This window comes from Flavobacterium sp., assembly GCF_035299005.1.
Classification (GTDB): domain Bacteria; phylum Bacteroidota; class Bacteroidia; order Flavobacteriales; family Flavobacteriaceae; genus Flavobacterium.
In genome coordinates this window covers 53,133-76,987 of record NZ_DATGXL010000010.1, presented here as the reverse complement: position 1 = coordinate 76,987, position 23,855 = coordinate 53,133, and the positions used below count along the sequence as shown (strand labels likewise).

The following is a 23,855-nucleotide window of genomic DNA, read 5'->3' as shown; positions in this document are numbered from 1 at the left end:
ATAAATAGAATAAATCATGGTTAAACAAACAACCATTGCCAGTGAAATATCATTAACTGGAGTAGGATTACACACGGGGCAAGAAGTTACAATGACTTTCAAACCTGCGCCTATCAACAACGGTTTTACATTTGTTAGAGTCGATTTAGAAGGGCAACCAATTATTGAAGCAGATGCAAATTATGTAGTTAATACACAAAGAGGAACTAATCTAGAGAAATTAGGTGTTATGATTCAAACACCTGAACATGTTTTAGCAGCATTGGTTGGGTGTGATTTAGATAATGTTATCATTGAATTAAATGCATCTGAACTACCAATTATGGATGGTTCTTCAAAATATTTTGTTGAAGCTATTGAGAAAGCAGGCGTTATTGAGCAAGAAGCAGAACGAAAAGTATATGTAGTTAAAGAAGTAATTACATATACAGATGAAGCAACGGGAAGTGAAATAACTGTTATTCCTAGTGATCATTATTGTGTGACTGCAATGGTAGATTTTGGTACTAAAGTATTAGGTACACAAAATGCAACTATGAAAAATATTACAGAGTTTAAAAACGAAATTGCAGATTGTAGAACATTTAGTTTTTTACATGAATTAGAAAGTTTATTAAACAATGGATTAATAAAAGGAGGTGATTTAAATAACGCAATTGTGTATGTGGATAAAGAAATTTCTACAGAAACAATGGAAAATCTAAAGAAAGCCTTTAATAAAGAACGTATTTCAGTAAAAGAAAATGGAATTTTAGATAACCTTACGTTGCATTATCCAAATGAGGCTGCTCGTCATAAGTTATTGGATATTATTGGTGATTTATCATTGATTGGAACAAAAATTCAAGGAAAAATTATTGCTAATAAACCAGGTCATTTTGTAAATACGCAATTTGCAAAAAAACTTTCTAAATTAATCAAAATAGAAGAACGTAATAATGTACCTTCTTATGATATAAATAAAGAGCCTGTTTTAGACATTCATGGTATAATGAATTTATTGCCACATCGACCACCATTCTTATTAGTTGATAAAATTTTAGAGCTTTCAGATACTCATGTAGTTGGTTTGAAAAATGTGACAATGAATGAAGATTTTTTTGTTGGGCATTTTCCAGGTGCGCCAGTAATGCCAGGGGTTTTACAAGTTGAAGCAATGGCTCAAACAGGCGGAATCTTAATTTTAAGTACTGTTCCTGATCCTGAAAATTACTTAACTTATTTTATGAAAATAGATAATGTTAAGTTTAAAAATAAAGTCTTACCAGGCGATACATTATTCTTTAAATGTGATTTAATTTCTCCAATTAGAAGAGGGATTTGTCACATGCAAGCATATGCGTATGCAAATGGAAAATTAGTTTCAGAAGCCGAATTAATGGCACAAATTGTTAAAGTTAAATAAAGACATATGAATCAACCATTAGCTTATGTGCATCCAGGTGCCAAAATAGCAAGAAACGTTGTAATTGATCCATTTACAACCATTCATAATAATGTTGAAATTGGTGAAGGAACTTGGATTGGTTCTAATGTTACCATTATGGAAGGTGCACGCATTGGAAAAAATTGTAATATTTTCCCTGGTGCTGTAATTTCTGCTGTTCCTCAAGATTTAAAATTTGGAGGAGAAGAATCATTAGCAGTTATTGGAGATAATACTACAATTAGAGAATGTGTGACCATTAACAGAGGAACAATAGCTTCTGGACAAACCAAAATTGGTAAAAACTGTCTAATTATGGCTACAGCTCACATAGCACACGATTGTCACATTGGAGATAATGCAATTATTGTTAACGGTGTTGCTTTAGCTGGGCACGTTACTGTTGGTGATTATGCAATTATTGGAGGTTTAGCAGCTGTACATCAATTTATTTCAATTGGTGATCATGCAATGATTTCTGGCGGGTCATTGGTAAGAAAAGATGTTCCTCCATTCACTAAAGCTGCAAAAGAACCTCTTTCGTATGTAGGAATCAACTCTGTGGGATTAAGAAGAAGAGGATTTACAACTGAAAAAATTAGAGAGATTCAAGATATTTATAGAATCTTATATCAAAAAAATTACAATACCACTCAAGCATTAAGTATCATTGAAGCAGAAATGGAAGCAACTCCTGAACGAGATGATATTATTCAATTTATCAGAAATTCTTCTCGCGGAATCATGAAGGGATATACAGGAAGTTCAATTTAATAAATAATTAATTACACAATAAAAATAAAATAAAATGGCAAGTACATCAGATATTAGAAACGGATTATGTATCAAATACAACAACGATATTTATAAAATTATTGAGTTTCTTCATGTAAAACCGGGTAAAGGACCAGCTTTCGTAAGAACAAAATTAAAATCGTTAACAAACGGAAAAGTATTAGATAACACATTTTCTGCAGGGCACAAAATTGACGAAGTACGTGTTGAAACACATACTTTCCAATATTTGTATGCAGAAGGAGATCAATTTCACTTCATGAATAATGAGTCATTTGAACAAATTACTTTAGATAAAAAAGTATTGGATGCTCCAGATTTATTAAAAGAAGGAACTAACGTAATGATTCAAATTAATGCAGAAACAGAAGCACCATTATCAGTTGATATGCCAGCTTCAATTGTTTTAGAAGTTACTTATGCAGAGCCAGGAGTAAAAGGAAATACGGCTACAAATGCTACAAAACCAGCAACTGTAGAAACAGGAGCAACAGTAAACGTTCCATTGTTTATCAATGAAGGTGATAAAATCAAAATTGATACAGCTACAGGAAACTATATGGAAAGAGTTAAAGAATAATTTTTTAAGTGTTCAGATAAAATATAATTTTCTGAACACTTTTTTTATTAATTTTCTTTCTAAACGAATACCAAACAAATGAAATTTCCAAAAACGTATCTACTTAAAGAAATAGCACAAATTATCAATTGTAATTTTGTGGGTGATGAAAATTTTCCAGTACAAGGCATGAACGAAATTCATGTGGTTGAGCCCGGAGATATTGTTTTTGTTGACCATCCAAAATATTATGATAAAGCATTACAATCAGCTGCAACTATTGTTTTAATTAACAAAGAAGTTCAATGTCCAGAAGGTAAAGCGCTGTTAATTTCTGATGATCCGTTCAGAGATTTTAATAAATTGACAAAGCATTTTAGACCTTTTCTAGCATCGAATATTGCAATTTCTGATACGGCTAGGATAGGAGAAGGAACTGTAATTCAGCCAAACTGTTTCATTGGTCATAATGTACAAATCGGTACAAATTGCTTGATTCATGCAAACGTAACAATTTATGACAATACTATCATAGGTGATAACGTAATGATTCATGCAGGAACAATTTTAGGTGCTGATGCTTTTTATTACAAAAAACGTCCTGAAGGTTTCGACCAATTAATTTCTGGTGGGCGAGTAGTTATCGAAGATAATGTTGGAATTGGTGCTTTATGTACTATTGACAAAGGTGTTACAGGAGATACAACTATTGGTGCAGGAACAAAAATAGACAATCAAGTTCATGTGGGACACGATACGGTTATCGGAAAAAAATGCTTAATCGCTTCACAAACCGGAATTGCGGGTTGTGTTGTAATTGAAGATGAAGTAACACTTTGGGGACAAGTTGGAACCACAAGTGGTATTACTATTGGCTCAAAAGCAGTAGTAATGGGACAGACGGGTGTAACTAAATCTATTGAAGGAGGAAAAACGTATTTTGGAACTCCAATTGAAGAATCTCGTGAGAAATTAAAACAATTGGCCAATGTGAAACGCATTCCAGAAATTATTGAAAAATTAAAGCAAAATGACAAATAGAGAAAAAATTGAATTTTTGTATAAAGAAGATGGAATTAGAGACAAAAAGTTTTTAGATACTTTAATCCATGATGATTTTAAATTAGAATGGGATAGCTCATCAGGAAATTCTGTTTTGGATAAAAATTTTATTTTAAATCTAAGTGAGGTTATTAATGATAATTATGAAATTTCCTATTTTGAAATCTCACATCTTATAGAAGAGGGTAATCAAATTGTAGTAAAATATAACCACAAAGTTGCTACGATTGAAAATCCAAAAGAAATTATGTTAATTGCAAAAGTAGTTGCAATTTGGTCTTTTCTCGATGGCAAAATTAGCGATGGATATCTAATTAGCAAACCTAACTAAAAAAACACACTAAAAAATGCAACAGTATTTAGTAAAAAACTTATTTTTGCATCACAATTTTTAAACACAATTTAATTCATATATCATGAGCGTTTTAGTTAATAAAGATTCAAAAATAATTGTACAAGGTTTTACAGGTAGCGAAGGTACTTTCCACGCTTCTCAAATGATTGAGTACGGAACTAATGTAGTTGGTGGAGTGACTCCAGGAAAAGGAGGAACAACACATTTAGACAGACCAGTTTTTAATACAGTAAAAGATGCTGTTGAGCAAGCAGGAGCTGATACATCAATTATTTTTGTACCACCAGCATTTGCAGCAGATGCCATTATGGAAGCAGCGGATGCAGGTATTAAAGTTATTATTGCTATTACAGAAGGAATCCCAGTTGCAGATATGATTAAAGCTAATGATTATATCAAAGGCAAAAATTGTAGATTAGTTGGTCCAAACTGTCCAGGTGTAATTACGCCAGGTGAAGCTAAAGTAGGTATTATGCCAGGTTTTGTTTTCAAAAAAGGAACAGTTGGAATTGTGTCTAAATCAGGTACATTAACTTATGAAGCTGCTGATCAAGTTGTAAAACAAGGATTAGGTGTTACTACAGCTATCGGAATTGGTGGAGATCCAATTATCGGAACTACAACTAAACAAGCAGTTGAATTATTAATGAACGATCCAGAAACTGAAATCATTATTATGATTGGTGAAATTGGTGGTCAATTAGAAGCGGATGCTGCTCGTTGGGTAAAAGCTGACGGTAATCGTAAACCAGTTGTTGGTTTTATTGCAGGTGAAACTGCTCCAAAAGGAAGAACAATGGGACACGCTGGTGCAATTGTTGGAGGAGCTGATGATACTGCAGAAGCCAAAAAACGCATCATGAGAGAAAACGGAATTCACGTTGTAGATTCTCCAGCAGAAATTGGTAAAAAAGTAAAAGAAGTTTTAGGGTAACCCTTAAATATATTTATATAAAAAATCCCGCATTTTGCGGGATTTTATCTTTTGTATATCTTTTATTAATTAAAAGGATTTGACCACTTAGGATTAGTATACACATCACTTCCTGAAAGCGTTCTTAAAAAAGCAATCACTGCATTAACTTCTGTAGCTGTAAGATTGAGTTGTTGTCCAACACCTCCTGGTGTCAATCTTGGATCAAGATTCGTGTTGCCTGGAGCTAAATTTATAGTTCCATAATGACCTATAGCAGTTTGCAATGATGTTATTACTCCTGTATGCATCATTGGACCATTTGGTGTTCCATCTAATTTAACTAAATCACGTAGCGAAGGAGCACGAGTATTGGTTATATCTATTCCTGTTCCTGAAATTTTTCCAATAATTCCATTGTTTAATGTATTTGGATCGATATCAAATTCTGGTGCTCTATGGCAACCCGCACAACCTAATCCACCTGAAGTCCTAATTCCATTTGCATCAAATATAGGTGGCGATAAAAATAAATTTTTTCCTTGATTCTCTTGAGCAGTAAAATTAGCAAAAGGTTGGCCATCATTTGCTGCCAAAGCTCTACCAGCATCATATTTTGAATCAAAGGACTGGATACTTCTTATAAATTGTGCTAATGCATTTTGAATTTTCGTTTCGGTAATCTCATCGGTTCCATAAACAAATTTGAAAAGTTCTTTGTAGTAACCGATAGAACTCAATTTGGTTATTAAATCACTGAACGCTAAATCACCATTTTCACCACTAAATCCCATTTCTCCGTGGTCTTTAATAGGCATCGTAGTCTGGGTTTCTAAATTTAAAGCTCGTTCATCCCAAAAAAATCTTGTTTCAGTGGCAAAACGAGTGTTTATTAAGCGCATTGAATGTCTTCCTGTAGTTCCGTTAACTCCAGTACTTGCAATGCTTGTATCGCTAAAAGCATTTGCTTGTATATGGCAACTTGAACAAGATATTGTATTATTAGAAGATAAATTTTTATCATAAAATAAAACACGACCAAGAGTAGCTCCTTTGTCTGTAATACTATTTCCTAATGAGTTATCTTTGATAATATAAGGAGGTATGGTTTGATTGGCATAATTTGCTAAATTGTCCAAATCTATTGAAGAGCCAAATTCGGCTTCAATAAAAGGATAATCAGAAATGTCTTCATAATTTTCGTCTGAGTTGTTGCTACATGAAGTTAATATAGAAATAGCCAAACATAAAGTTACAAGTTGGTTTTTCATATGGTTAGTTTTTAAGTTAGTTTTTGTAAGACATCAATTATTAAAAAAGGTTTAATTAAAAACATCTTATTTTTTATACTTTAAATTATTCCTATATTTGAACTTTATTTGAAAAACAAACTAACAAGTATATTTAATATGAAATTATTAGAAGGAAAAGTAGCTATTATTACTGGTGCTAGTCGCGGAATTGGTAGTGGAATTGCAAAAGTTTTTGCACAACAAGGAGCAAGTGTTGCATTTACATATAGTTCATCTGCAGAATCAGCAATGGCTTTAGAAAATGAATTAAATGCTTTAGGTATTAAAGCAAAAGGATATCAATCAAATGCTGCTGATTTTAATGATGCTCAAAAATTAGTTGATGATGTAATTGCTGAATTTGGTACAGTAGATATATTAATCAACAATGCAGGAATTACAAAAGACAATTTGTTAATGCGTATGTCTGAAGAAGATTTTGATAAAGTTATTGAAATTAACTTGAAATCAGTTTTTAATATGACAAAAGCTGTACAAAAAATTATGTTAAAAAACCGCAAAGGTTCTATCGTTAACATGAGTAGTGTAGTAGGAGTTAAAGGAAATGCTGGACAAGCAAATTATGCGGCTTCTAAAGCTGGTATGATTGGATTTACTAAATCGATAGCATTGGAATTAGGTTCAAGAAATATTCGTTGTAATGCCATTGCTCCAGGTTTTATTGAAACAGAAATGACTGCCAAATTAAACGAAGATGTTGTAAAAGGATGGAGAGATGCAATTCCTTTAAAAAGAGGTGGTTCTCCAGAGGATGTAGCAAATGTTTGTGTGTTTCTAGGTTCTGAAATGAGTGCTTATGTAACTGGACAAGTTATTAATGTTGATGGTGGAATGTTAACTTAAGAGTAATTAGTGATTAGTGAATAGTACTTAGATAGCTATTCACTAATTACTATTCACTAATCAATTATAAAAATGACAACAAGTACAATCTTACTTCTTATCTTATCAGTAATTATTGCTGCAGGATTGTCATTTTATCAATATTTATATAAAGTCAAAAATCAATCAAAATTGTATTGGTTTTTGGCTATTTTACGTTTTATAAGCTTATTTTCTATCTTTTTATTGTTAATTAATCCTGTTATCAGTAGAAAAATTAACGAAATAAAAAAGACACCATTGCCGATTATTATTGATAATTCTAAATCAATTTCTGAATTAAAAGCAACTAAGGAAGCAAGCGAATTGTATCAGAAAATAATTGATAATAAAGAAATTAATGAAAAATATGATGTGCAATTGTTTTCTTTTGACAGCGATTTTAAACCATTAGAAAAATTAGATTTTAAAGGAAATCAATCTCATATTGATGGAGTTGCAAAAAATTTAAAACAGTTATATAGAAATGCAAATTATCCACTTGTTTTATTTACGGATGGAAATCAAACTATGGGAAATGATTATGTATTTAGTTTTCAAGAGAATACAAATGTTTTTCCAATTGTTTTAGGTGATACAACTACTGTTTTTGACTTGAAAATCAACCAAATAAACGTAAATAAATACGCATTCCTGAAGAATAAATTTCCTGTAGAAGTATTTTTACAATACAATGGGAATCAATCAATTTCAACAACTTTTGCTATCCAAAAAGGAAATCAAACCATTCACAAACAAACGGTTACATTTTCAAAAGATAGGAAAGCACAATCTATTTCTGTTTTATTAAATGCTGATAAGGTTGGAATCGCAAAATATAAAGCTGTAATTTCTTCTAATGTAAAAGAAAAAAATCTGTTTAATAATAGTAAAAATTTTGCAGTAGAAGTCATCGATCAGCGTAGTGAAATTGCTTTAATTTCTGAAGTTAATCACCCGGATTTAAGTGCTTTAAAACGAAGTATAGAAGTTAATCAACAGCGTAAAGTAACTATTTTTAAACCTAAAGAAATCAAATCATTACAAAATTATAATATTTTAATTTTGTATCAACCAACTACTTCTTTTAAAACTATTTTTGAACAAAATAAAACAGCACAAATAAACACTTTTATTATTACTGGTCTTTCTACTGATTTTAATTTTTTAAATCAAGTTCAAAATGATTTATTATTCAAAATGTCAGCACAGAAAGAAGATTATTTAGCAACATTTGAATCAACTTTTAATCTATTTGCACAATCTAATATTGGTTTTGAAAACTTTCCACCACTAGAACATAAATTTGGGACTGTCTATGCAAAAAGTAATCAAAATAGTATGCTTACTGCGCGAATTAGAAATGTACAATTACAAAATCCATTGTTAACTTTTGGAGAAAACGGAAGTAAAAGAAACGCTTATTTATTAGGAGAAAATGTTTGGAAATGGAGATTGGAAAACAATTTGAATAAAAAATCTTTTGATGATTTTGATTTATTCACTGATAAAATCATACAGTTTTTGATAACCAATGCCTCAAAAAAAAATTTAACCGCAACGTATGAAAGTTTTTATAATGTGGGCGAAAATATTGAAATAACAGCGGAATATTTTAATAAAAATTATGAGTTTGACGACAAAGCTCAATTGACGATTCAAGTTGTAAATTTAAAAACTAAAGCTGCAAAAAAATATGACTTATTGAAATCAGACACTAGTTTTAAAGTGAATTTAGATGGATTAGAGTCTGGAAATTATTCGTTTAAAATCACAGAAAAACGTTCTAATACAAGTTTCTCAGGTGTATTTGAAGTGTTAAATTTTGATATTGAAAAACAGTTTGTTAATCCCGATAAATCAAGATTGGAACAGTTAGCTACAAACACTAATGGTATGATGTATTATACAAATCAAGTGGAGGCCTTAGTTAAATCGTTAATTGAAAACGAGAATTATATTCCAATACAAAAAGAAACCATTAAAAAGACCCCACTTATTGAATGGACATGGTTATTAGTGTTTTTGATTTTATCACTAGGAGTAGAGTGGTTTGTACGTAAATACAATGGTTTACTGTAACTTAAGCAAATCTTAAGAAGCTATTAAGTTATCCTTAAGCATAATTTTTGACCGAAAAATGAAATTTGTTCAAAAATTTCATTTTATGCAAATTAATTCTCTTTTTTCAAAAAGATATGCTTTATTATTAGGCTTTTCAGTTTGGTTTTTGTTATTTTCATTATTACTTAGAATTGTATTTCTATTGTGGCAATTGAATGATTTAGATTTATCAGCCTTTAGTTTATTAAAAATTTTAGGTACGGGATTGCTTTTTGATGTTGGTGTTTTATCTTTTTTGTTTGTAATTGCATGCTTATATATATTAGTAATTCCGCAAAAATGGGTTGGGAGTACATTAGATAAAATCGTCATATATTTTGGCTTTTCAATAACCTTATTCATTTTTGTGTTTACTTTTTTTGCTGAGATTACTTTTTGGGAAGAGTTCAAATGTAGATTTAATTTTGTAGCGGTTGATTACCTGATTTACACATTTGAAGTAGTTCAAAACATTCATGAATCTTATCCATTGTATATATTGATTCCTTCAATGCTTATAATTACAGGGTTTATTTTTTATTATTTTTGGAAAAAACACTTTTTTAGTCAAACATTTGGCACTAAAACTTCATTTAAAAATAGATTTATTACACTTCTTATCACAATTGGAGTGATGTTTTTTTATATTGCTTTTGTAACTAATTCAAATGCAGAATGGTCAAAAAACAGATATAACAATGAAATTTCAAAAGCAGGAATTTATTCTTTCTTTGCGGAATTGAGAAATAATAAATTAGATTTTAAAACATTTTATTCTTCAATTTCTGATGAAGAGGCTTTTCAGATAGTAAGAGATAATTTGCAAGAAGAAAATGCAAAATTTCTAACAAGTGATTTTTCAATTAAACGAAAAATAAAAGATAGTTTAGCATCTGAAAATAAACCAAATGTGGTTTTTATCTTAATTGAAAGCATGAGTGCAAGCTTTATGTCAGAGTTTGGAAATGAAGAAAAAATCACTCCTTTCTTAGATAGTATTTCAAATCAGAGTTTATGCTTTAAAAACTTATATGCTACAGGAAACAGAACAGTAAGAGGAATGGAAGCGGTGACGTTGTCAATTCCGCCAACACCAGGTCAAAGCATTGTAAAAAGACCCAATAATGCTAATTTATATACAATTTCAAATGTCTTTAAAAGCAAAAATTACCAATGCAATTTTTTTTATGGTGGAGATGGCTATTTTGACAATATGAATGCTTTTTATGGAGGCAATGGTTTTGATATTTATGATAGAGGTAGAGGTAGTATTCTAAGTGATGCTATTAAAACAACTCGTCACAATATTGATGATAAAGAAGTTACATTTGAAAATGCATGGGGTATTTGTGATGAAGATATTTATAATAAAATGATTAAAGTTGCAGATGAATATCATCAAAAAAAGAAACCATTTTTAAACTTTATCATGACAACCTCAAATCATAGGCCATATACTTATCCAGGTAATAAAATTGACATTCCATCAGGAACAGGAAGAAATGGTGCAGTAAAATACTCTGATTATGCTTTACAACAAATGTTTGCTAAGGCAAAAAATAAACCTTGGTTTAAAAATACGATTTTTGTTTTTGTTGCAGATCATTGTGCTAGTAGTGCTGGTAAAGATGAAATTGATGTGAAAAATTATCAAATACCTGCAATTATTTACGGACAAAATCTAATTCAACCACAAAAAGTTACAAAGCTATGTAGTCAAATAGATGTTTTTCCAACATTATTTGGGCAATTGCATTGGAGTTATACATCAAACTTTTTTGGAACAAATGTTTTGTCTAATAGCTATAAAGAGAGAGCTTTAATGGGAACTTACTTGAAATTGGCTTGCAAAACTAATAATAATGTAATGATATTATCCAACCAAAAAAATAATTCAAATTATGCATGGAATTCGGTTTCAAATCATTTAAAAGTTGTTCCTATGAATAAACCAAAATTAAATGAAACCATTGCATGGTATCAAGCAGCAGATTATTTATATTTGAATGCTAAATTGAAATAAACTTAAAATTTGCTTAATCTCTCATGAAGAGTACAATTTATTGCAATAAAAATAGTTTTTTTGTTAGTGATTAAAATAAAATACTTTGGTAGGGTTTTTAGTTACTAAACGGTTATAAATATTATAGTAACTTTATTAAATAAAAAAATAAAAAATGAAAAAGATATTATTCGGACTTTTAGTATTGGTTTCAAATTTTGGTTTAGCTCAAGATTGGCAAACTGATTTTGAAGCAGCAAAAAAAATAGCCACAGAACAAGATAAAAATATAATCATAGTTTTTTCTGGATCAGATTGGTGTGCTCCATGCATTAAATTAGACAAAAATATCTGGCAATCAGACGCATTTAAAAAAGAAGCTGCTGAAGAATGGGTTTTGGTTAAGGCTAATTTTCCTAGAAAAAAAGCGAATGAATTGTCTAAAGAACAAACAGAGCACAACAGAAAATTAGCAGAAAAATATAATATTGAAGGAAGTTTTCCTTTAGTTGTTATTTTAGATAAAAACGGAAAAGTTTTAGGAAAAATGGGCTTTAAAAACGTTTCTCCTGAAGAGTATATCAAAATGATTCACGCCTTAGAGAAAAAATGAGAAAAATAATAATTCTTTTATTTTTACTAACTAATAGTATTTCATTTAGTCAGCAAGTTTTTAAAAAGAAAAAAAGCTTGTTGGGAAGCCCATTTGAAATAACAGTGGTTGCTACAGATTCTATTCAAGCTAATTTATATACAGATTTAGCAGTATCGGAAGTAAAAAGAATTGAAAATTTAATCTCAGATTGGATTCCTACTACACAAATTTCAAGAGTAAATCAAAATGCTGGGATTGCTCCTGTAAAAGTAGATTTAGAAGTATATGAATTAGTAGAAAGATCAACAAAGATTTCTAAATTGACATCTGGAGCATTTGACATAAGTTATGCTTCAATGGATAAAATTTGGAAATTTGACGGTAGTATGAAAGAAATGCCAACTCCTGAAGCAATTAAAAAATCAGTTGAAAAAGTTGGTTATCAAAATATTATATTAAACCCAAAAGACACTACTATTTTTTTGAAAAATCAAGGAATGAAACTTGGATTGGGAGGAATAGGTCAAGGTTATATAGCAGATAAAATAAAAATGTTATTACAAGCAAATGGTTGTAATTCTGGGTTAGTAAATGTTTCTGGAGATATCAATACTTGGGGAACACAACCAAATGGAGAAGCATGGACTGTGGGTATTGTTAATCCGATGAATAAAAATAAAATTTTTGCAACGTTCCCATTAAATGATAGCGCTGTAGAAACTTCTGGAAGTTATGAAAAATATGTAACCTTTAATGGAAAGCGCTATACTCACATAATTGACCCAAGAACAGGTTATCCCGCTAGTGGAATTGTTAGTGTCTCGGTTTTTGCAAAGCAAACTGAATTAGCTGATGCTCTAGCCACAGGGATTTTTGTATTAGGGGTAGAAGTAGGTTTAGATTTGGTTAATCAATTAAAAGGAATTGGATGTATAATTGTAGATGACAAAGGAGCCATTCATGTTTCAAAAAATATAGACATCAAAAAATATCAATAGTTATGAGAAAGATAATTTTAGCTTTAATAGTTGTATTTTCAGCTATTTCTTGCAATTCAGTTAAAGAGTATGACAAACAATATATTAATGATCCCGACATGAAATTATCGGCTAGAAGCTCTGAACGCTATGAAACTACTTTTCAAGTATATAGAGAAGCTGCTTCTGGTGCAAACGGAGGAAAAACAGGCGGTGGTTGTGGATGTAATTAAGAAGTAAATATGAAAAATAAATTATTAATAGCCTTTGGACTAATTAGCAGCCTCGCTTTTTCACAAGAAAAAGATTCGACAGATGTAGTATATAAAAAACGTGTTTTAGAAGGAATAGAAGTAGATTTCTTAGCTAGTTATTATAAACAAGATGGTGTTCATTCATCGGTTTCTGGTGGTATGGGTTCTGAAAAATTAACCGATTTAGCTTCAAATATTACAGTTGCAATCCCATTAAATGATGATGATGTGTTAACTGTTGATGCTGGTCTTTCGGCATATACTTCAGCTTCTTCAAGTAATATCAATCCATTTAATGCTACTGGAGCTTCTGGTGGTGGTGATGACGATGATGGAGACAAAGCTCCAATAACTGGGCCCTATGGAACTCCTTGGCAAGCTTCTTCGGGTGCTTCAGCACAAGATGCTTTAGGATCAGTAATGGTAAATTATAGTCATAGTAGTGATAATCGTAATTTTATTTGGAATGCAGATGTTGCTTTTTCAAACGAATATGATTATACTTCAATTGGTTTTGGTGGTGGTATGACCAAATTATTTAATGATAAAAATTCTGAAGTTTCTTTAAAAGTCAATGTTTATTTAGATCAATGGAGACCGATTTACTCAACAGAGTTACATGAATATGCAAAATATGGATCAAGTTTTCAATCAAGTGGATTTTTTAGTGGAGTTACTATTTTAGATCAAAATGGAAATGCTACAACAAGTTACTTGCCATCAGACTTTACAATGTGGAAATCTACTAATAGAAATTCATATTCTGCTTCATTTGGTTTTTCACAGGTAGCAACTAAAAAGATGCAATTCTCATTATTCTTTGATATTTTACAACAAGAAGGAATGTTGTCAACCCCTTATCACCGAATTTACTTTGCAGACAAGGCAAATTATTATATAGGACAAGCACAATATATTCCAGATTATGAATCTACACAAAACAAAGGTGTATATCAGTTAGCTGATGATATTGAGCGTTTACCAAATACTCGTTTCAAAATCCCTGTTGGAGCTCGTTTAAATTATTATTTGAATGAAAGATTGGCTGTAAGAACATACTATAGATATTATTGGGATGATTGGGGAATTACATCACATACTGCTAGTATTGAATTACCAATAAAATTATCAGATAAGTTTACTGTTTTTCCAACGTATAGATATTACACTCAAGGAAATTCTAAATATTTTGCACCCTATGAGACACATTTGTCTACTGAAAAATATTATACATCTGATTACGATTTATCAACTTTTAATGCCAATCAATATGGATTTGGTTTAAATTATACAGATATTTTTACCAATGCCAAGATTTGGAAATTTGGACTTAAAAATATAGATTTTAGATTCAATCATTACGACAGAAATGATGGTTTAAATGCTAATATTGTTACTGTGGGAATAAAATTTGTTGAACAATAACAAATGAATTATGCATATTCTAATTGTTGAAGATGAGAAAGGAATTGTAGATTTTCTAAAACAAGGTTTGGAAGAAGAAGGTTTTACAATTTCAACAGCTGCTGATGGTAAAGATGGACTTGAAAAAGCCTTATCTTTACCTGTAGATTTAATACTTCTTGATTGGATGATGCCTAAAATGAATGGTTTGGAAGTTTGTAAAGCTGTTAGAATACAAAAATCAATTCCAATAATATTTTTAACCGCTAAAGATACTGTGCAAGAAACTATTGAAGGTTTAAAAGCAGGTGCTAATGATTATATTAAAAAACCATTTTCTTTCGAAGAATTATTAGAGCGTATAAAAATTCATTTTAGAACAAAGGACGAAGCAAAAATTTTATCTTTAGGAAATATTACCTTAGACAAAAATAAGTTCCAAGTTTTTGTAGATAATGTAGAAGTTCCTTTAACCCAACGCGAATTTGAATTACTAGCATATTTAATTAAAAATAAAGGAAACGTTTGTACGAGAAATAAAATAATTGAAGATGTTTGGGATATTCATTTTGAGTATGATACAGGCGTCATCGATGTTTTTATGAATGCCATTCGTAAAAAACTAAATTTAACTAAAGATCAAGAATTAATTAAAACTATTCGAGGAGTAGGATATATTGCAAATGACTAATTTTTTTTCATTTTCATTTAGAAATAGAATTGCTTTTAATTACATTGTAAGTGGTTCAATTCTTATTGCCATAGTATTTTTATTTATTTATAACATAGTTAAATATAGTGTAAACCAGCATGTAAATGAAGAAATTCAGGAAGAATTATACAAGCATTTAGATGATGTAACTACAGACTCAAATGATACTTATTTAATTCAAGTAGATCAGTGGAGAGCTCGTGAGCATAACTCTATTAGTGTAAACCCTGTCTTTGTGGAATTTTATGATAATAATAAGCAGCTTATTGATAAATCGCCTAATCTAAATAGTTCTAATTTAAAACTTTTGGATGATTTCCATAATAATTTATTTATCAACTCAACATTAAATGGAATTCCTGTTCGACAAATTCAAACGGCAATTATAAATAAAAACAAAGTAGTTGGTTATCTTGTAATTGCAATGTCATTAGAAGATTTTGAAATTGTTCAAATATTAAAAAATATCCTTTTAATTTCCTTTCCTTTAATTTTAATTATTCTTTATCTAATTGCTCGTTTTTTTGCAGGTAAAAGTATAAAACCTGTGAGTACAATTATAGAGACATCTAGTCAAATTACAAAAGACAACCTCCAAACTCGTATTCCTTTACCTATTAATAAAGATGAATTATATGTTTTATCACAAAACATTAATAATCTTTTAGATCGAGTTGAAAATGCAATAGAACGTGAAAAACAATTCACTTCAGACGCCTCTCACGAATTAAGAACACCATTGGCAGTTATAAAAGGTACAATGGAAGTATTGATTAGAAAACCTCGAAATCAACATGAATATGAAGAAAAAATCAACTTCTGTATTACCGAAGTAGATCGTTTGAATCATATGGTGGATCAATTATTGCTTTTGGCTCGCTTTGAAAATCAAAAACAAAATATCAAAAATGAATCTATTTATTTGAATGCATTAGTATTGGATAATTTAGCTCGTTTTTCAGAAAAAATAGAAGCAAAAAAACTAAAGATTAAAACTAATTTCACAGCAGATTATCATTTGCAATCTGATAATTATTTAATCTCAATCATTGTAAGTAATTTAATTTCAAATGCAATAAAATATACAGAAGATAACGGAGAAATAACCATTGGATTATTTCAAAATGCAAATGCTATATTATTTTCTGTTGCCGATAATGGTATTGGTATTTCAAAAACTGATTTAGACAAAATATTCAACTCTTTTTATCGTTCAGATAGTACGAATCAAGCTAAAATTAAAGGTACAGGATTAGGACTTTCTATTGTAAAAAGGCTTTGTGATTTACTTAAAATTGAAGTTTCGGTTTCAAGTGAATTGAATGCAGGAACAGTATTTAATTTAAGTTTTCCTTTAGTTAAACTTAAGTAGTTCTTAAGCTATTTCTTTATTCTATTTTTTATTTTTGTATTGTAATTCTTTTTAAAGAAGTTTATTCTTTTTACAATGAAAAAAATAATTGTCATTTTCTTAATATCTGTATTCATGTGTGCAAACACAGCGATAGGACAATTATTGAAAGTTCCAAACTTAATAGAGCATTACAATGCACATAATAATGAATTGTCATCGGATTCAATTTCATTCATTGATTATATAATTTCGCATTACTCAACAAGTGCAGAAAACAATCACGATCATCAAGATTTGCCTTTTAAAACAATAGATAATTCAACAAATTTATTATTTGCATTTTCTATTATTACAACATATCAAGTTCAAGTACAAAAGCCTTTAATCTCTAATAAGAAGAAATTTTTTTATAATAAATCTTTTAAATCCAAATTGATTACTTCAATTTGGCTACCGCCTAAATTATTCTAATTTTTTTTAAATAAATGGATTCATTTTATATGGATTCAATAGGTTTATCTTAAAACGATAAACGTTGTTTTATATATTAAAATTTACAAAAAATGTTAGAAAAAATCATTGCTTTTAGTTTAAAAAATAAACTTATTGTTTTATTATTCACTATAGGTGTTTTAGGATTTGGTTTGTTTTCTGTTTTCCAAATCTCAATTGGAGCGGTTCCAGATATTACCAATAATCAGGTGCAAGTTATTACTACTTCTCGTAATCTTTCAACCCAAGATATTGAACAATTTATAACTTATCCTGTAGAAATTGAAATGGCAAATTTACCTAGTGTAAAAGAAATTCGTTCAATTTCAAAGTTTGGATTATCGGTTGTAACTATTGTCTTTGAAGATGAAATAGGAACCTATTTACCACGACAATTAATTGCTGAAAAAATTAAAGCTGCCTCTGAAAAAATCCCTGAAGGATTTGGAACACCAGAAATGGGGCCAATTACCACAGGTTTAGGCGAAATTTACCAATATACTTTAGAGGTTAAACCTGAATACAAAAACCAATATTCGGTTACTGATTTACGTACGATTCAAGACTGGGTAGTGAAAAGACAACTTTCAGGAATTAAAGGCGTAGTAGAAATCAATACTTGGGGTGGTTTTTTGAAACAATATGAAATCGCCATCAATTCAGCTAGCTTAAAAGCAATGAACATTACCACAACAGATGTTTTTACAGCATTAGAAAAAAATAATAGTATAGCAGGTGGTGCTTATATCGAAAAGGTAAATCAAAGTTATTTTATACGTGGTGAAGGAAAAGTAAGTTCTATTCAAGATATTGAAAATATTGTAGTTAAAAATGAATCAGGTTTGCCTGTTTATGTAAAAAACGTAGCAGAGGTTCGCTTTGGTCATGCAAATCGTTTTGGTGCAATTACTGGAAATGGAGAAGGAGAGAAGGTATTAGGACAGGTGATGATGCTTAAAGGCGGTAACTCAAAACAAGTTATTGATGATGTAAAACATAGAGTGGCAGAAATTCAAAAAACACTACCAAAAGGGGTGTATATTAATGGGTTTTTGGAGCGAAGTGAATTAGTTGGTAAAACTACATTTACTGTTGCCGAGAACTTAATTTTAGGATGCTTAATTGTAATTTTTGTAGTGGTCTTATTACTTGGTAATTGGCGATCTGGTTTAGTTGTAGCTTCAGTAATTCCGCTTTGTTTATTGTTTGCTATTTCCTTTATGAATATTTTTGATATTGATGCAAACTTAATGAGTTTAGGAGCCATTGACTTTGGGATCATAATTGATGGAGCCGTAATTATTGTGGAGTTTATAGCTTTTCAAATTGCGCACAAATCAAGGCATCTTGTTGGTTTATCAAAAGAACAACAGCAAATTGAAATTGATCAAATAACATATAAAAGTGCTTCTAAAATGATGAATTCGGCCATCTTTGGTCAATTGATAATTTTAATTGTATTTATCCCTATTTTGTCATTATCGGGGGTAGAGGGAAAAATGTTTAAACCGATGGCAATGACATTTAGTTTTGCGCTTTTGGGTGCCATGTTATTCTGTTTTACTTATGTTCCGGTAGTTTCTTCTATGTTTTTAAAACCAAAGGCAGAAAATCCTAATTCATTATCTAATCGATTGATTAATAAATTAAATGCTTTGTATTTACCTGTAATTCAATGGGCTTTAAATAATACAAAGAAAGTGCTTTATGGAGCCTTAGGTTTATTAGTGATTGCGGTGACAATTTTTTCAACTATGGGTGGCGAATTTATCCCAACACTAGATGAAGGAGATTTTGTTATTCAACCAGTATTAAAAACAGGAACTTCATTAAGTAAAACCATTGAAACGACTACAAAAATTGAAAAAATTATTTTAGATAATTTTCCAGAAGTATCGCAAGTAGTCAGTAGAATTGGTGCAGCAGAAGTACCTACCGACCCAATGAGTATGGAAGAAAGCGATATCATTGTGAAATTAAAACCCAAATCGGAGTGGGTGTCAGCAGCAAGCAAAGATGAATTAGCTGATAAAATTAAAACGGCTATCGAGCAAAAAATTCCAAATATGGAAATTGAATTTACACAACCTATAGAAATGCGATTCAATGAATTAATTTCAGGTTCTCGTTCTGATGTAGCTGTGAAAATATTCGGTGAAGATTTAGATATATTGGCAAGAAAAGCCTCTGAAATAGAAAAAGCAATTAAAAATGTGGAAGGCGCTTCAGATATCATCATAGAAAAAACAGAAGGATTGCCTCAAATGTTTGTACAATATGACCGCAGTAAAATTGCCCGTTATGGTTTGAATATTTCCGATTTAAATGAAGTAATTGCATTAGGTTTTGCTGGAAAAACAGTTGGTAATGTATTTGAAGGCGAGAAACGATTTGATATGGTTATTCGCTTAAATAAAAATAACCGACAAGATATTGAAGATTTGCGAAATTTATATGTATCAACACCTTCAGGCGAACAAATACCTTTAAGAGAATTAGCTACTATTGAATATACAGAAGGTCCAGCAAAAATATCAAGAGACAATACTAATAGAAGAATTGTGGTAGGAATCAATGTAAGAAATCGAGATTTACAAAGTGTGGTTGACGATGTAAGATATAATATTGAAACAAAAGTTAAATTACCAAGTGGATATAGAGTTACTTATGGCGGTCAATTTGAGAATTTAGAAAGCGCCAAAGCACGTTTGTTAATTGCAGTGCCCATTGCACTATTTTTAATATTTATTATGCTACATTTTGCTTTCGGTTCAATTAAAGAAGCTGTCATGGTGTATTCAGCTATTCCATTATCTGCGGTGGGTGGAATTTTATTTCTATGGATAAGGGATTTACCATTTAGTATTTCGGCAGGGGTAGGTTTTATTGCACTTTTCGGTATTGCTGTTTTAAATGGAATTGTCCTCATTGAACATTTTAAAGAATTAAAACATCAAGGCATGAAAGATATGAACGAACTTATTTTAAAAGGTACAACAGACCGACTTCGTCCTGTTTTACTAACAGCCGCTGCCGCTGCGCTAGGATTTTTACCCATGGCAATCTCATCATCAGCAGGAGCAGAGGTACAACGACCATTAGCAACTGTAGTAATTGGTGGTTTGTTTACAGCAACTCTTTTAACTATGATTGTGTTGCCTATTTTATTCAAAGTGCTTGATAGTAAAGAATTTAAAAAACCCAAATTTAAAAAACATGTAAGCGGTACTTATATTATTTTATTCTTTATTGGTACTAGCTTTGGTTTTGCTCAAGATAGAAATGTTGAATTGGATTCTATTCTAGCAAAAGCGATTCAAAATAATAAATCGTTAAAAGCAGGACAATTGCAAGTAGATAAGATGAAAGCCAATATTAAGACAGCATATGACTTTGAAAAAACAAATGTATATTACAGTTACGACCAAAATAATTTGGCATTGAATAACCAACCTTTAAAAGTGTTTGGTGTGCAACAATCGTTTTTGTTTCCTACGGTATATGGTGTGCAACGAAAAGTTAATCATGCTGCTTATGAGCAAGAACAAGCACGTTTTGAGTTACAGAAAAACAAACTTTCGTTAGAAATTTCTAAAACATATCATAACATTGTTTATTTACAACACCAGGAAACAGCTTATAAATATTTAGATAGTTTGTACCAAAATTTCTCTAAAGCAAGCGATAGACGTTTTGAATTGGGAGAAACAAATTATTTAGAGAAAATTACTGCGCAAGCAAAATATCGACAAATACAAACTAAATTAAATCAACTGGATAAAGAGAAAAAAGGTCAATATGAATTGTTACAAGCATTGGTGCAATCGGATGATAAAATAACTGTTAAATCAGTAATTTTAAAGCCAATAATTAATTTAACTATTACTACAAATAAAGAATCATATTTATCATATTTTGAAAGTGTTACAAATTTTTACAAAAGTAATTTGAAACTTCAAAATCAGAATTGGTTACCTAATTTGAACTTAGAATATTTTCAAGGTAGAAACAATGGAATTTCTGAATCATTATATGGATTTCAAGTAGGAGTTGCTGTACCCTTGTTTTTTTCAGGAAATGTAGCTAAATCTAATGTTGCGAAGCTAGCCTTGCAATCTTGGGAGCTAGAAAAGCAAAATGAAGAGCAAAAAATTGAAGCGTATATTTTGCAGTCAAAAAACACTTTAGAACAACATCAACAAGCTATTACTTATTATACAGAACATGGCAAAAAGTTAGCGACTGAAATAATTAAAGTAGCCGATATGAGTTATAAACATGGTGAAATAGACTTTTTTCAATATATACAAAGTTTAGAAAATGCTACAACTATTCAAATGGAATATTTAGATGCTTTAATACAATACAACAAAACACAACTTGATTTACAATACCTTAACTATTAATATTATGCTTAGAAAAAATATAATTTTAGCCGCACTTACTATTTCGCTTTTCTCTTGTAAAGAAACCAAACCAGAGGAAGTTTCTGTTGTTGATGAAAGCACAATAACGGTAACAAAAGAGCAATTTGAAGCCTCAAAAATGACAATTGGAAACCCAGTTGAACAAGATTTTGATGTAACTATAAAAGCATCAGGAAAAGTGGATGTTCCGCCACAATATAGAGCTAAGGTGACAACTTTTTTAGGTGGTTATGTCAAAGCTACTAAGCTGTTAGTTGGTGATAAAGTTGTAAAGGGGCAAGCCTTGATTACTTTAGAAAACACAGAATATTTAGACTTACAAAAAGACTATTTAGAACTTGCCGAACAGTTAACGTATTTAAAATCGGAATTTGAACGTCAAAAAACGTTATATCAAGAAAAAATAGCTTCGCAAAAAAACTACTTAAAAGCTGAAAGTGAGTACAAGAGTACAAGAGGTATGTATCAAGGTTTGCGCGAAAAGTTATTGTTACTTAATATCAATCCAACAAATGTTGAACGTGGAAAGTTTACTTCTCAAATTACGTTAACCGCACCTATTTCTGGAGATGTAACGGTGATGAATGCCAACGTAGGTATGTTTATGTCTCCTTCAGATGTGATTTTAGAAATTGTGGATACCAAGTATTTGCATTTGAATTTAAGTATTTTTGAAAAAGATATTTTGAGTGTAAAAGAAGGACAAAAAATAAATTTTTCAATTCCTGAAGCAAGTAAAGAATTGTTTGTATCACAAGTGCAAAAAGTGGGTAAATCGATAGAGAGTAAAGATAGAACTATTGCTGTATTCGGTACATTAAGCCAACAAGACAAGACCAAATTATTATCAGGAATGTTTGTTGAAGCTGGAATTGTTATCAATTCTAAGAAAGGTTTTGGTGTACCAGCAGAAGCTATTGTTACTGAAGACAATAAAACCTTTGTTTTGGTTTTAAATAATGATACAAAAGACTATATTTTCAAAAAAGTTCCTGTATCTTTAGGTGAGAAATCTGAAAAATTTGTAGAAATAATGCCTACAGCAACTATTAATCAAACTACCAAGATATTGACTAAAGGTGTGTTTGATGTGGCAAACTAAATATGTAATCTCATGGATTTGAATAAACTAAAGTCTCAATTGCAAACAGAAGTTGACACTGCTTTTTTATACGACAGCATTGCAGCTATTCAAACAGACACCAACTTAAAAAGAGTTTTGGAGAGTTTGGCAAACATTGAAAAAAGTCATGCTCATCATATGCTTATAAAAGTCCAAGAATTGCAGCCAAGTACTCAAATGCCTATGCCTTCCGCAAGAGCAAAGTTGCAACTCAAATTGGGAAAAGTGTTTGGTTATAATTCAATCATTAGCAATTTATCTAATATTGAAAAGCAGTTTGCCGTAAATACAATAAAAAACAAATTAGAAAACGGCGAAAAGATTTCTGGCTTTGAACACAATCACTTAAAGATAATTGAAGCTGTTAATCAAAACCAAGCCTTAAATATTTCGGGTGGTTTCTTATCAAAATTTGAAAGCCGACATAAATCTGTAGGAGGTAACGCTTTGCGAGCAGCAGTATTGGGAGCAAACGACGGATTGGTTTCTAACATGAGTTTGGTTATGGGGGTGGCTGGAGCTGCCGTTTCAAACAGTACAATTTTATTAACGGGTTCAGCAGGATTATTAGCAGGAGCAATTTCAATGGCTTTAGGCGAATGGCTTTCAGTACAAAGTTCCAAAGAACTCTACGAAAATCAAATTGCATTAGAAACCGAAGAATTAGAAGCTTCACCAGAAGAAGAAAAAAAAGAATTAGCATTATTGTACCAAGCCAAAGGAATGTCTGTTGCAGAAGCGCAAAAATTAGCAGATAAAGCTTTTGAAACTCCAGCATCAGCAATAGAAACATTGATTACAGAAGAACTAAACATTAACAAAGAAGAATTAGAAGGTTCGGCTTGGGAAGCTGCAATAACATCTTTTGTATTATTTGCCTTAGGTGCCATTATTCCATTATATCCATTCATTTTTTTAGAAGGTGTTAATGCCATCTATTTGAGTATTGGTAGTAGTGTTGTTGGACTTTTTACTATCGGCTCTGCAATTACTTTGTTTACAGGAAAATCCATTCTTTTTTCGGGATGTAGACAGGTGATATTTGGTCTAGCGGCAGCGGCAGTAACTTATGGAATAGGAGCATTAATAGGCGTTTCCATAGCAGGATAAATTAGTATTAACTTAAAT

20 protein-coding genes are annotated in these 23,855 nt (G+C 30.7%); 19 read left to right on the top strand and 1 reads right to left on the bottom strand.

Annotated features, from left to right (window positions below; all coding sequences use genetic code 11):
• Positions 1 to 16: 16 nt before the first annotated feature.
• From VK164_RS05640 to sucD, 6 genes are all read left to right on the top strand, one after another.
• Positions 17 to 1,405, top strand: a complete 1,389-nt coding sequence (locus tag VK164_RS05640; protein ID WP_324208427.1) for a bifunctional UDP-3-O-[3-hydroxymyristoyl] N-acetylglucosamine deacetylase/3-hydroxyacyl-ACP dehydratase — start codon at positions 17 to 19, stop codon at positions 1,403 to 1,405.
• Positions 1,406 to 1,411: 6 nt separating this feature from the next.
• Entirely contained in the window at positions 1,412 to 2,200 is a 789-nt protein-coding gene (gene lpxA, locus VK164_RS05635) for an acyl-ACP--UDP-N-acetylglucosamine O-acyltransferase (protein ID WP_324208426.1), read from the top strand.
• A 34-nt stretch (positions 2,201 to 2,234) separates the two neighbouring features.
• On the top strand, positions 2,235 to 2,801 hold the full coding sequence (efp, locus tag VK164_RS05630; RefSeq protein ID WP_026725820.1) for an elongation factor P: 567 nt from the start codon (positions 2,235 to 2,237) through the stop codon (positions 2,799 to 2,801).
• A 78-nt stretch (positions 2,802 to 2,879) separates the two neighbouring features.
• A complete protein-coding gene (locus VK164_RS05625) occupies positions 2,880 to 3,821 on the top strand; it encodes a UDP-3-O-(3-hydroxymyristoyl)glucosamine N-acyltransferase (protein WP_324208425.1) in 942 nt (313 codons plus the stop codon).
• Positions 3,811 to 4,173, top strand: a complete 363-nt coding sequence (locus VK164_RS05620) for a nuclear transport factor 2 family protein (protein ID WP_324208424.1) — start codon at positions 3,811 to 3,813, stop codon at positions 4,171 to 4,173. The genes VK164_RS05625 and VK164_RS05620 overlap by 11 nt, the downstream gene beginning before the upstream one ends.
• An 85-nt stretch (positions 4,174 to 4,258) precedes the next feature.
• A complete protein-coding gene (gene sucD / locus VK164_RS05615) occupies positions 4,259 to 5,131 on the top strand; it encodes a succinate--CoA ligase subunit alpha (RefSeq protein WP_324208423.1) in 873 nt (290 codons plus the stop codon).
• Between the two features lie 65 nt (positions 5,132 to 5,196).
• Here sucD and VK164_RS05610 read toward each other — a convergent pair whose 3' ends face one another.
• Complete coding sequence (locus VK164_RS05610; protein WP_324208422.1) at positions 5,197 to 6,381, bottom strand: cytochrome-c peroxidase; 1,185 nt, start codon at positions 6,379 to 6,381, stop codon at positions 5,197 to 5,199.
• A gap of 138 nt (positions 6,382 to 6,519) precedes the next feature.
• On the opposite strand from VK164_RS05610, the gene fabG reads away from it, so the two are divergent.
• The 13 genes from fabG to VK164_RS05545 all read left to right on the top strand — a co-directional run bounded on the left by fabG (position 6,520) and on the right by VK164_RS05545 (position 23,837).
• The gene (gene fabG / locus VK164_RS05605; RefSeq protein ID WP_324208421.1) at positions 6,520 to 7,266 is read left to right on the top strand and encodes a 3-oxoacyl-[acyl-carrier-protein] reductase; all 747 of its coding nucleotides are present in this window, start codon (positions 6,520 to 6,522) and stop codon (positions 7,264 to 7,266) included.
• A gap of 72 nt (positions 7,267 to 7,338) precedes the next feature.
• Complete coding sequence (locus tag VK164_RS05600; protein WP_324208420.1) at positions 7,339 to 9,366, top strand: hypothetical protein; 2,028 nt, start codon at positions 7,339 to 7,341, stop codon at positions 9,364 to 9,366.
• An 85-nt stretch (positions 9,367 to 9,451) separates the two neighbouring features.
• Positions 9,452 to 11,410 carry an LTA synthase family protein gene (locus tag VK164_RS05595; RefSeq protein ID WP_324208419.1) on the top strand — a complete coding sequence of 653 codons (1,959 nt, stop codon included), beginning with the start codon at positions 9,452 to 9,454 and terminating at the stop codon, positions 11,408 to 11,410.
• Between the two features lie 154 nt (positions 11,411 to 11,564).
• Positions 11,565 to 12,002 carry a thioredoxin family protein gene (locus tag VK164_RS05590; RefSeq protein ID WP_324208418.1) on the top strand — a complete coding sequence of 146 codons (438 nt, stop codon included), beginning with the start codon at positions 11,565 to 11,567 and terminating at the stop codon, positions 12,000 to 12,002.
• Positions 11,999 to 12,982 carry an FAD:protein FMN transferase gene (locus VK164_RS05585; protein WP_324208417.1) on the top strand — a complete coding sequence of 328 codons (984 nt, stop codon included), beginning with the start codon at positions 11,999 to 12,001 and terminating at the stop codon, positions 12,980 to 12,982. The genes VK164_RS05590 and VK164_RS05585 overlap by 4 nt, the downstream gene beginning before the upstream one ends.
• Before the next feature lie 2 nt (positions 12,983 to 12,984).
• On the top strand, positions 12,985 to 13,194 hold the full coding sequence (locus VK164_RS05580; protein WP_324208416.1) for a DUF4266 domain-containing protein: 210 nt from the start codon (positions 12,985 to 12,987) through the stop codon (positions 13,192 to 13,194).
• A gap of 9 nt (positions 13,195 to 13,203) precedes the next feature.
• The gene (locus VK164_RS05575; RefSeq protein WP_324208415.1) at positions 13,204 to 14,640 is read left to right on the top strand and encodes a DUF3570 domain-containing protein; all 1,437 of its coding nucleotides are present in this window, start codon (positions 13,204 to 13,206) and stop codon (positions 14,638 to 14,640) included.
• A 10-nt stretch (positions 14,641 to 14,650) separates the two neighbouring features.
• A complete protein-coding gene (locus VK164_RS05570) occupies positions 14,651 to 15,310 on the top strand; it encodes a response regulator transcription factor (RefSeq protein ID WP_324208414.1) in 660 nt (219 codons plus the stop codon).
• Positions 15,303 to 16,703: a HAMP domain-containing sensor histidine kinase gene (locus tag VK164_RS05565; protein ID WP_324208413.1), complete on the top strand. Its 1,401-nt coding sequence runs from the start codon at positions 15,303 to 15,305 to the stop codon at positions 16,701 to 16,703. Before VK164_RS05570 ends, VK164_RS05565 begins: the two co-directional genes overlap by 8 nt.
• Positions 16,704 to 16,778: 75 nt before the next feature.
• The gene (locus tag VK164_RS05560) at positions 16,779 to 17,156 is read left to right on the top strand and encodes a hypothetical protein (RefSeq protein ID WP_324208412.1); all 378 of its coding nucleotides are present in this window, start codon (positions 16,779 to 16,781) and stop codon (positions 17,154 to 17,156) included.
• 92 nt (positions 17,157 to 17,248) lie between these two features.
• Positions 17,249 to 21,583: a CusA/CzcA family heavy metal efflux RND transporter gene (locus VK164_RS05555; RefSeq protein ID WP_324208411.1), complete on the top strand. Its 4,335-nt coding sequence runs from the start codon at positions 17,249 to 17,251 to the stop codon at positions 21,581 to 21,583.
• A 4-nt stretch (positions 21,584 to 21,587) separates the two neighbouring features.
• A complete protein-coding gene (locus VK164_RS05550; protein WP_324208410.1) occupies positions 21,588 to 22,706 on the top strand; it encodes an efflux RND transporter periplasmic adaptor subunit in 1,119 nt (372 codons plus the stop codon).
• Positions 22,707 to 22,718: 12 nt separating this feature from the next.
• Positions 22,719 to 23,837, top strand: coding sequence for a VIT1/CCC1 transporter family protein (locus tag VK164_RS05545; protein WP_324208409.1), 1,119 nt, complete (start codon positions 22,719 to 22,721; stop codon positions 23,835 to 23,837).
• Positions 23,838 to 23,855 lie beyond the last annotated feature (18 nt).

Bases quoted from the DNA above. Each gene is read 5' to 3' on its own strand.
- VK164_RS05610 (WP_324208422.1), bottom strand. From the start codon at position 6,381: ATGAAAAACCAACTTGTAACTTTATGTTTGGCTATTTCTATATTAACT.
- VK164_RS05620 (WP_324208424.1), top strand. From the start codon at position 3,811: ATGACAAATAGAGAAAAAATTGAATTTTTGTATAAAGAAGATGGAATT.
- VK164_RS05595 (WP_324208419.1), top strand. From the start codon at position 9,452: ATGCAAATTAATTCTCTTTTTTCAAAAAGATATGCTTTATTATTAGGC.
- VK164_RS05575 (WP_324208415.1), top strand. From the start codon at position 13,204: ATGAAAAATAAATTATTAATAGCCTTTGGACTAATTAGCAGCCTCGCT.
- VK164_RS05570 (WP_324208414.1), top strand. From the start codon at position 14,651: ATGCATATTCTAATTGTTGAAGATGAGAAAGGAATTGTAGATTTTCTA.
- VK164_RS05550 (WP_324208410.1), top strand. From the start codon at position 21,588: ATGCTTAGAAAAAATATAATTTTAGCCGCACTTACTATTTCGCTTTTC.
- VK164_RS05580 (WP_324208416.1), top strand. From the start codon at position 12,985: ATGAGAAAGATAATTTTAGCTTTAATAGTTGTATTTTCAGCTATTTCT.
- VK164_RS05625 (WP_324208425.1), top strand. From the start codon at position 2,880: ATGAAATTTCCAAAAACGTATCTACTTAAAGAAATAGCACAAATTATC.
- VK164_RS05585 (WP_324208417.1), top strand. From the start codon at position 11,999: ATGAGAAAAATAATAATTCTTTTATTTTTACTAACTAATAGTATTTCA.
- VK164_RS05560 (WP_324208412.1), top strand. From the start codon at position 16,779: ATGAAAAAAATAATTGTCATTTTCTTAATATCTGTATTCATGTGTGCA.
- lpxA (WP_324208426.1), top strand. From the start codon at position 1,412: ATGAATCAACCATTAGCTTATGTGCATCCAGGTGCCAAAATAGCAAGA.
- VK164_RS05640 (WP_324208427.1), top strand. From the start codon at position 17: ATGGTTAAACAAACAACCATTGCCAGTGAAATATCATTAACTGGAGTA.
- efp (WP_026725820.1), top strand. From the start codon at position 2,235: ATGGCAAGTACATCAGATATTAGAAACGGATTATGTATCAAATACAAC.
- VK164_RS05545 (WP_324208409.1), top strand. From the start codon at position 22,719: ATGGATTTGAATAAACTAAAGTCTCAATTGCAAACAGAAGTTGACACT.
- fabG (WP_324208421.1), top strand. From the start codon at position 6,520: ATGAAATTATTAGAAGGAAAAGTAGCTATTATTACTGGTGCTAGTCGC.
- VK164_RS05565 (WP_324208413.1), top strand. From the start codon at position 15,303: ATGACTAATTTTTTTTCATTTTCATTTAGAAATAGAATTGCTTTTAAT.
- VK164_RS05600 (WP_324208420.1), top strand. From the start codon at position 7,339: ATGACAACAAGTACAATCTTACTTCTTATCTTATCAGTAATTATTGCT.
- VK164_RS05555 (WP_324208411.1), top strand. From the start codon at position 17,249: ATGTTAGAAAAAATCATTGCTTTTAGTTTAAAAAATAAACTTATTGTT.
- sucD (WP_324208423.1), top strand. From the start codon at position 4,259: ATGAGCGTTTTAGTTAATAAAGATTCAAAAATAATTGTACAAGGTTTT.
- VK164_RS05590 (WP_324208418.1), top strand. From the start codon at position 11,565: ATGAAAAAGATATTATTCGGACTTTTAGTATTGGTTTCAAATTTTGGT.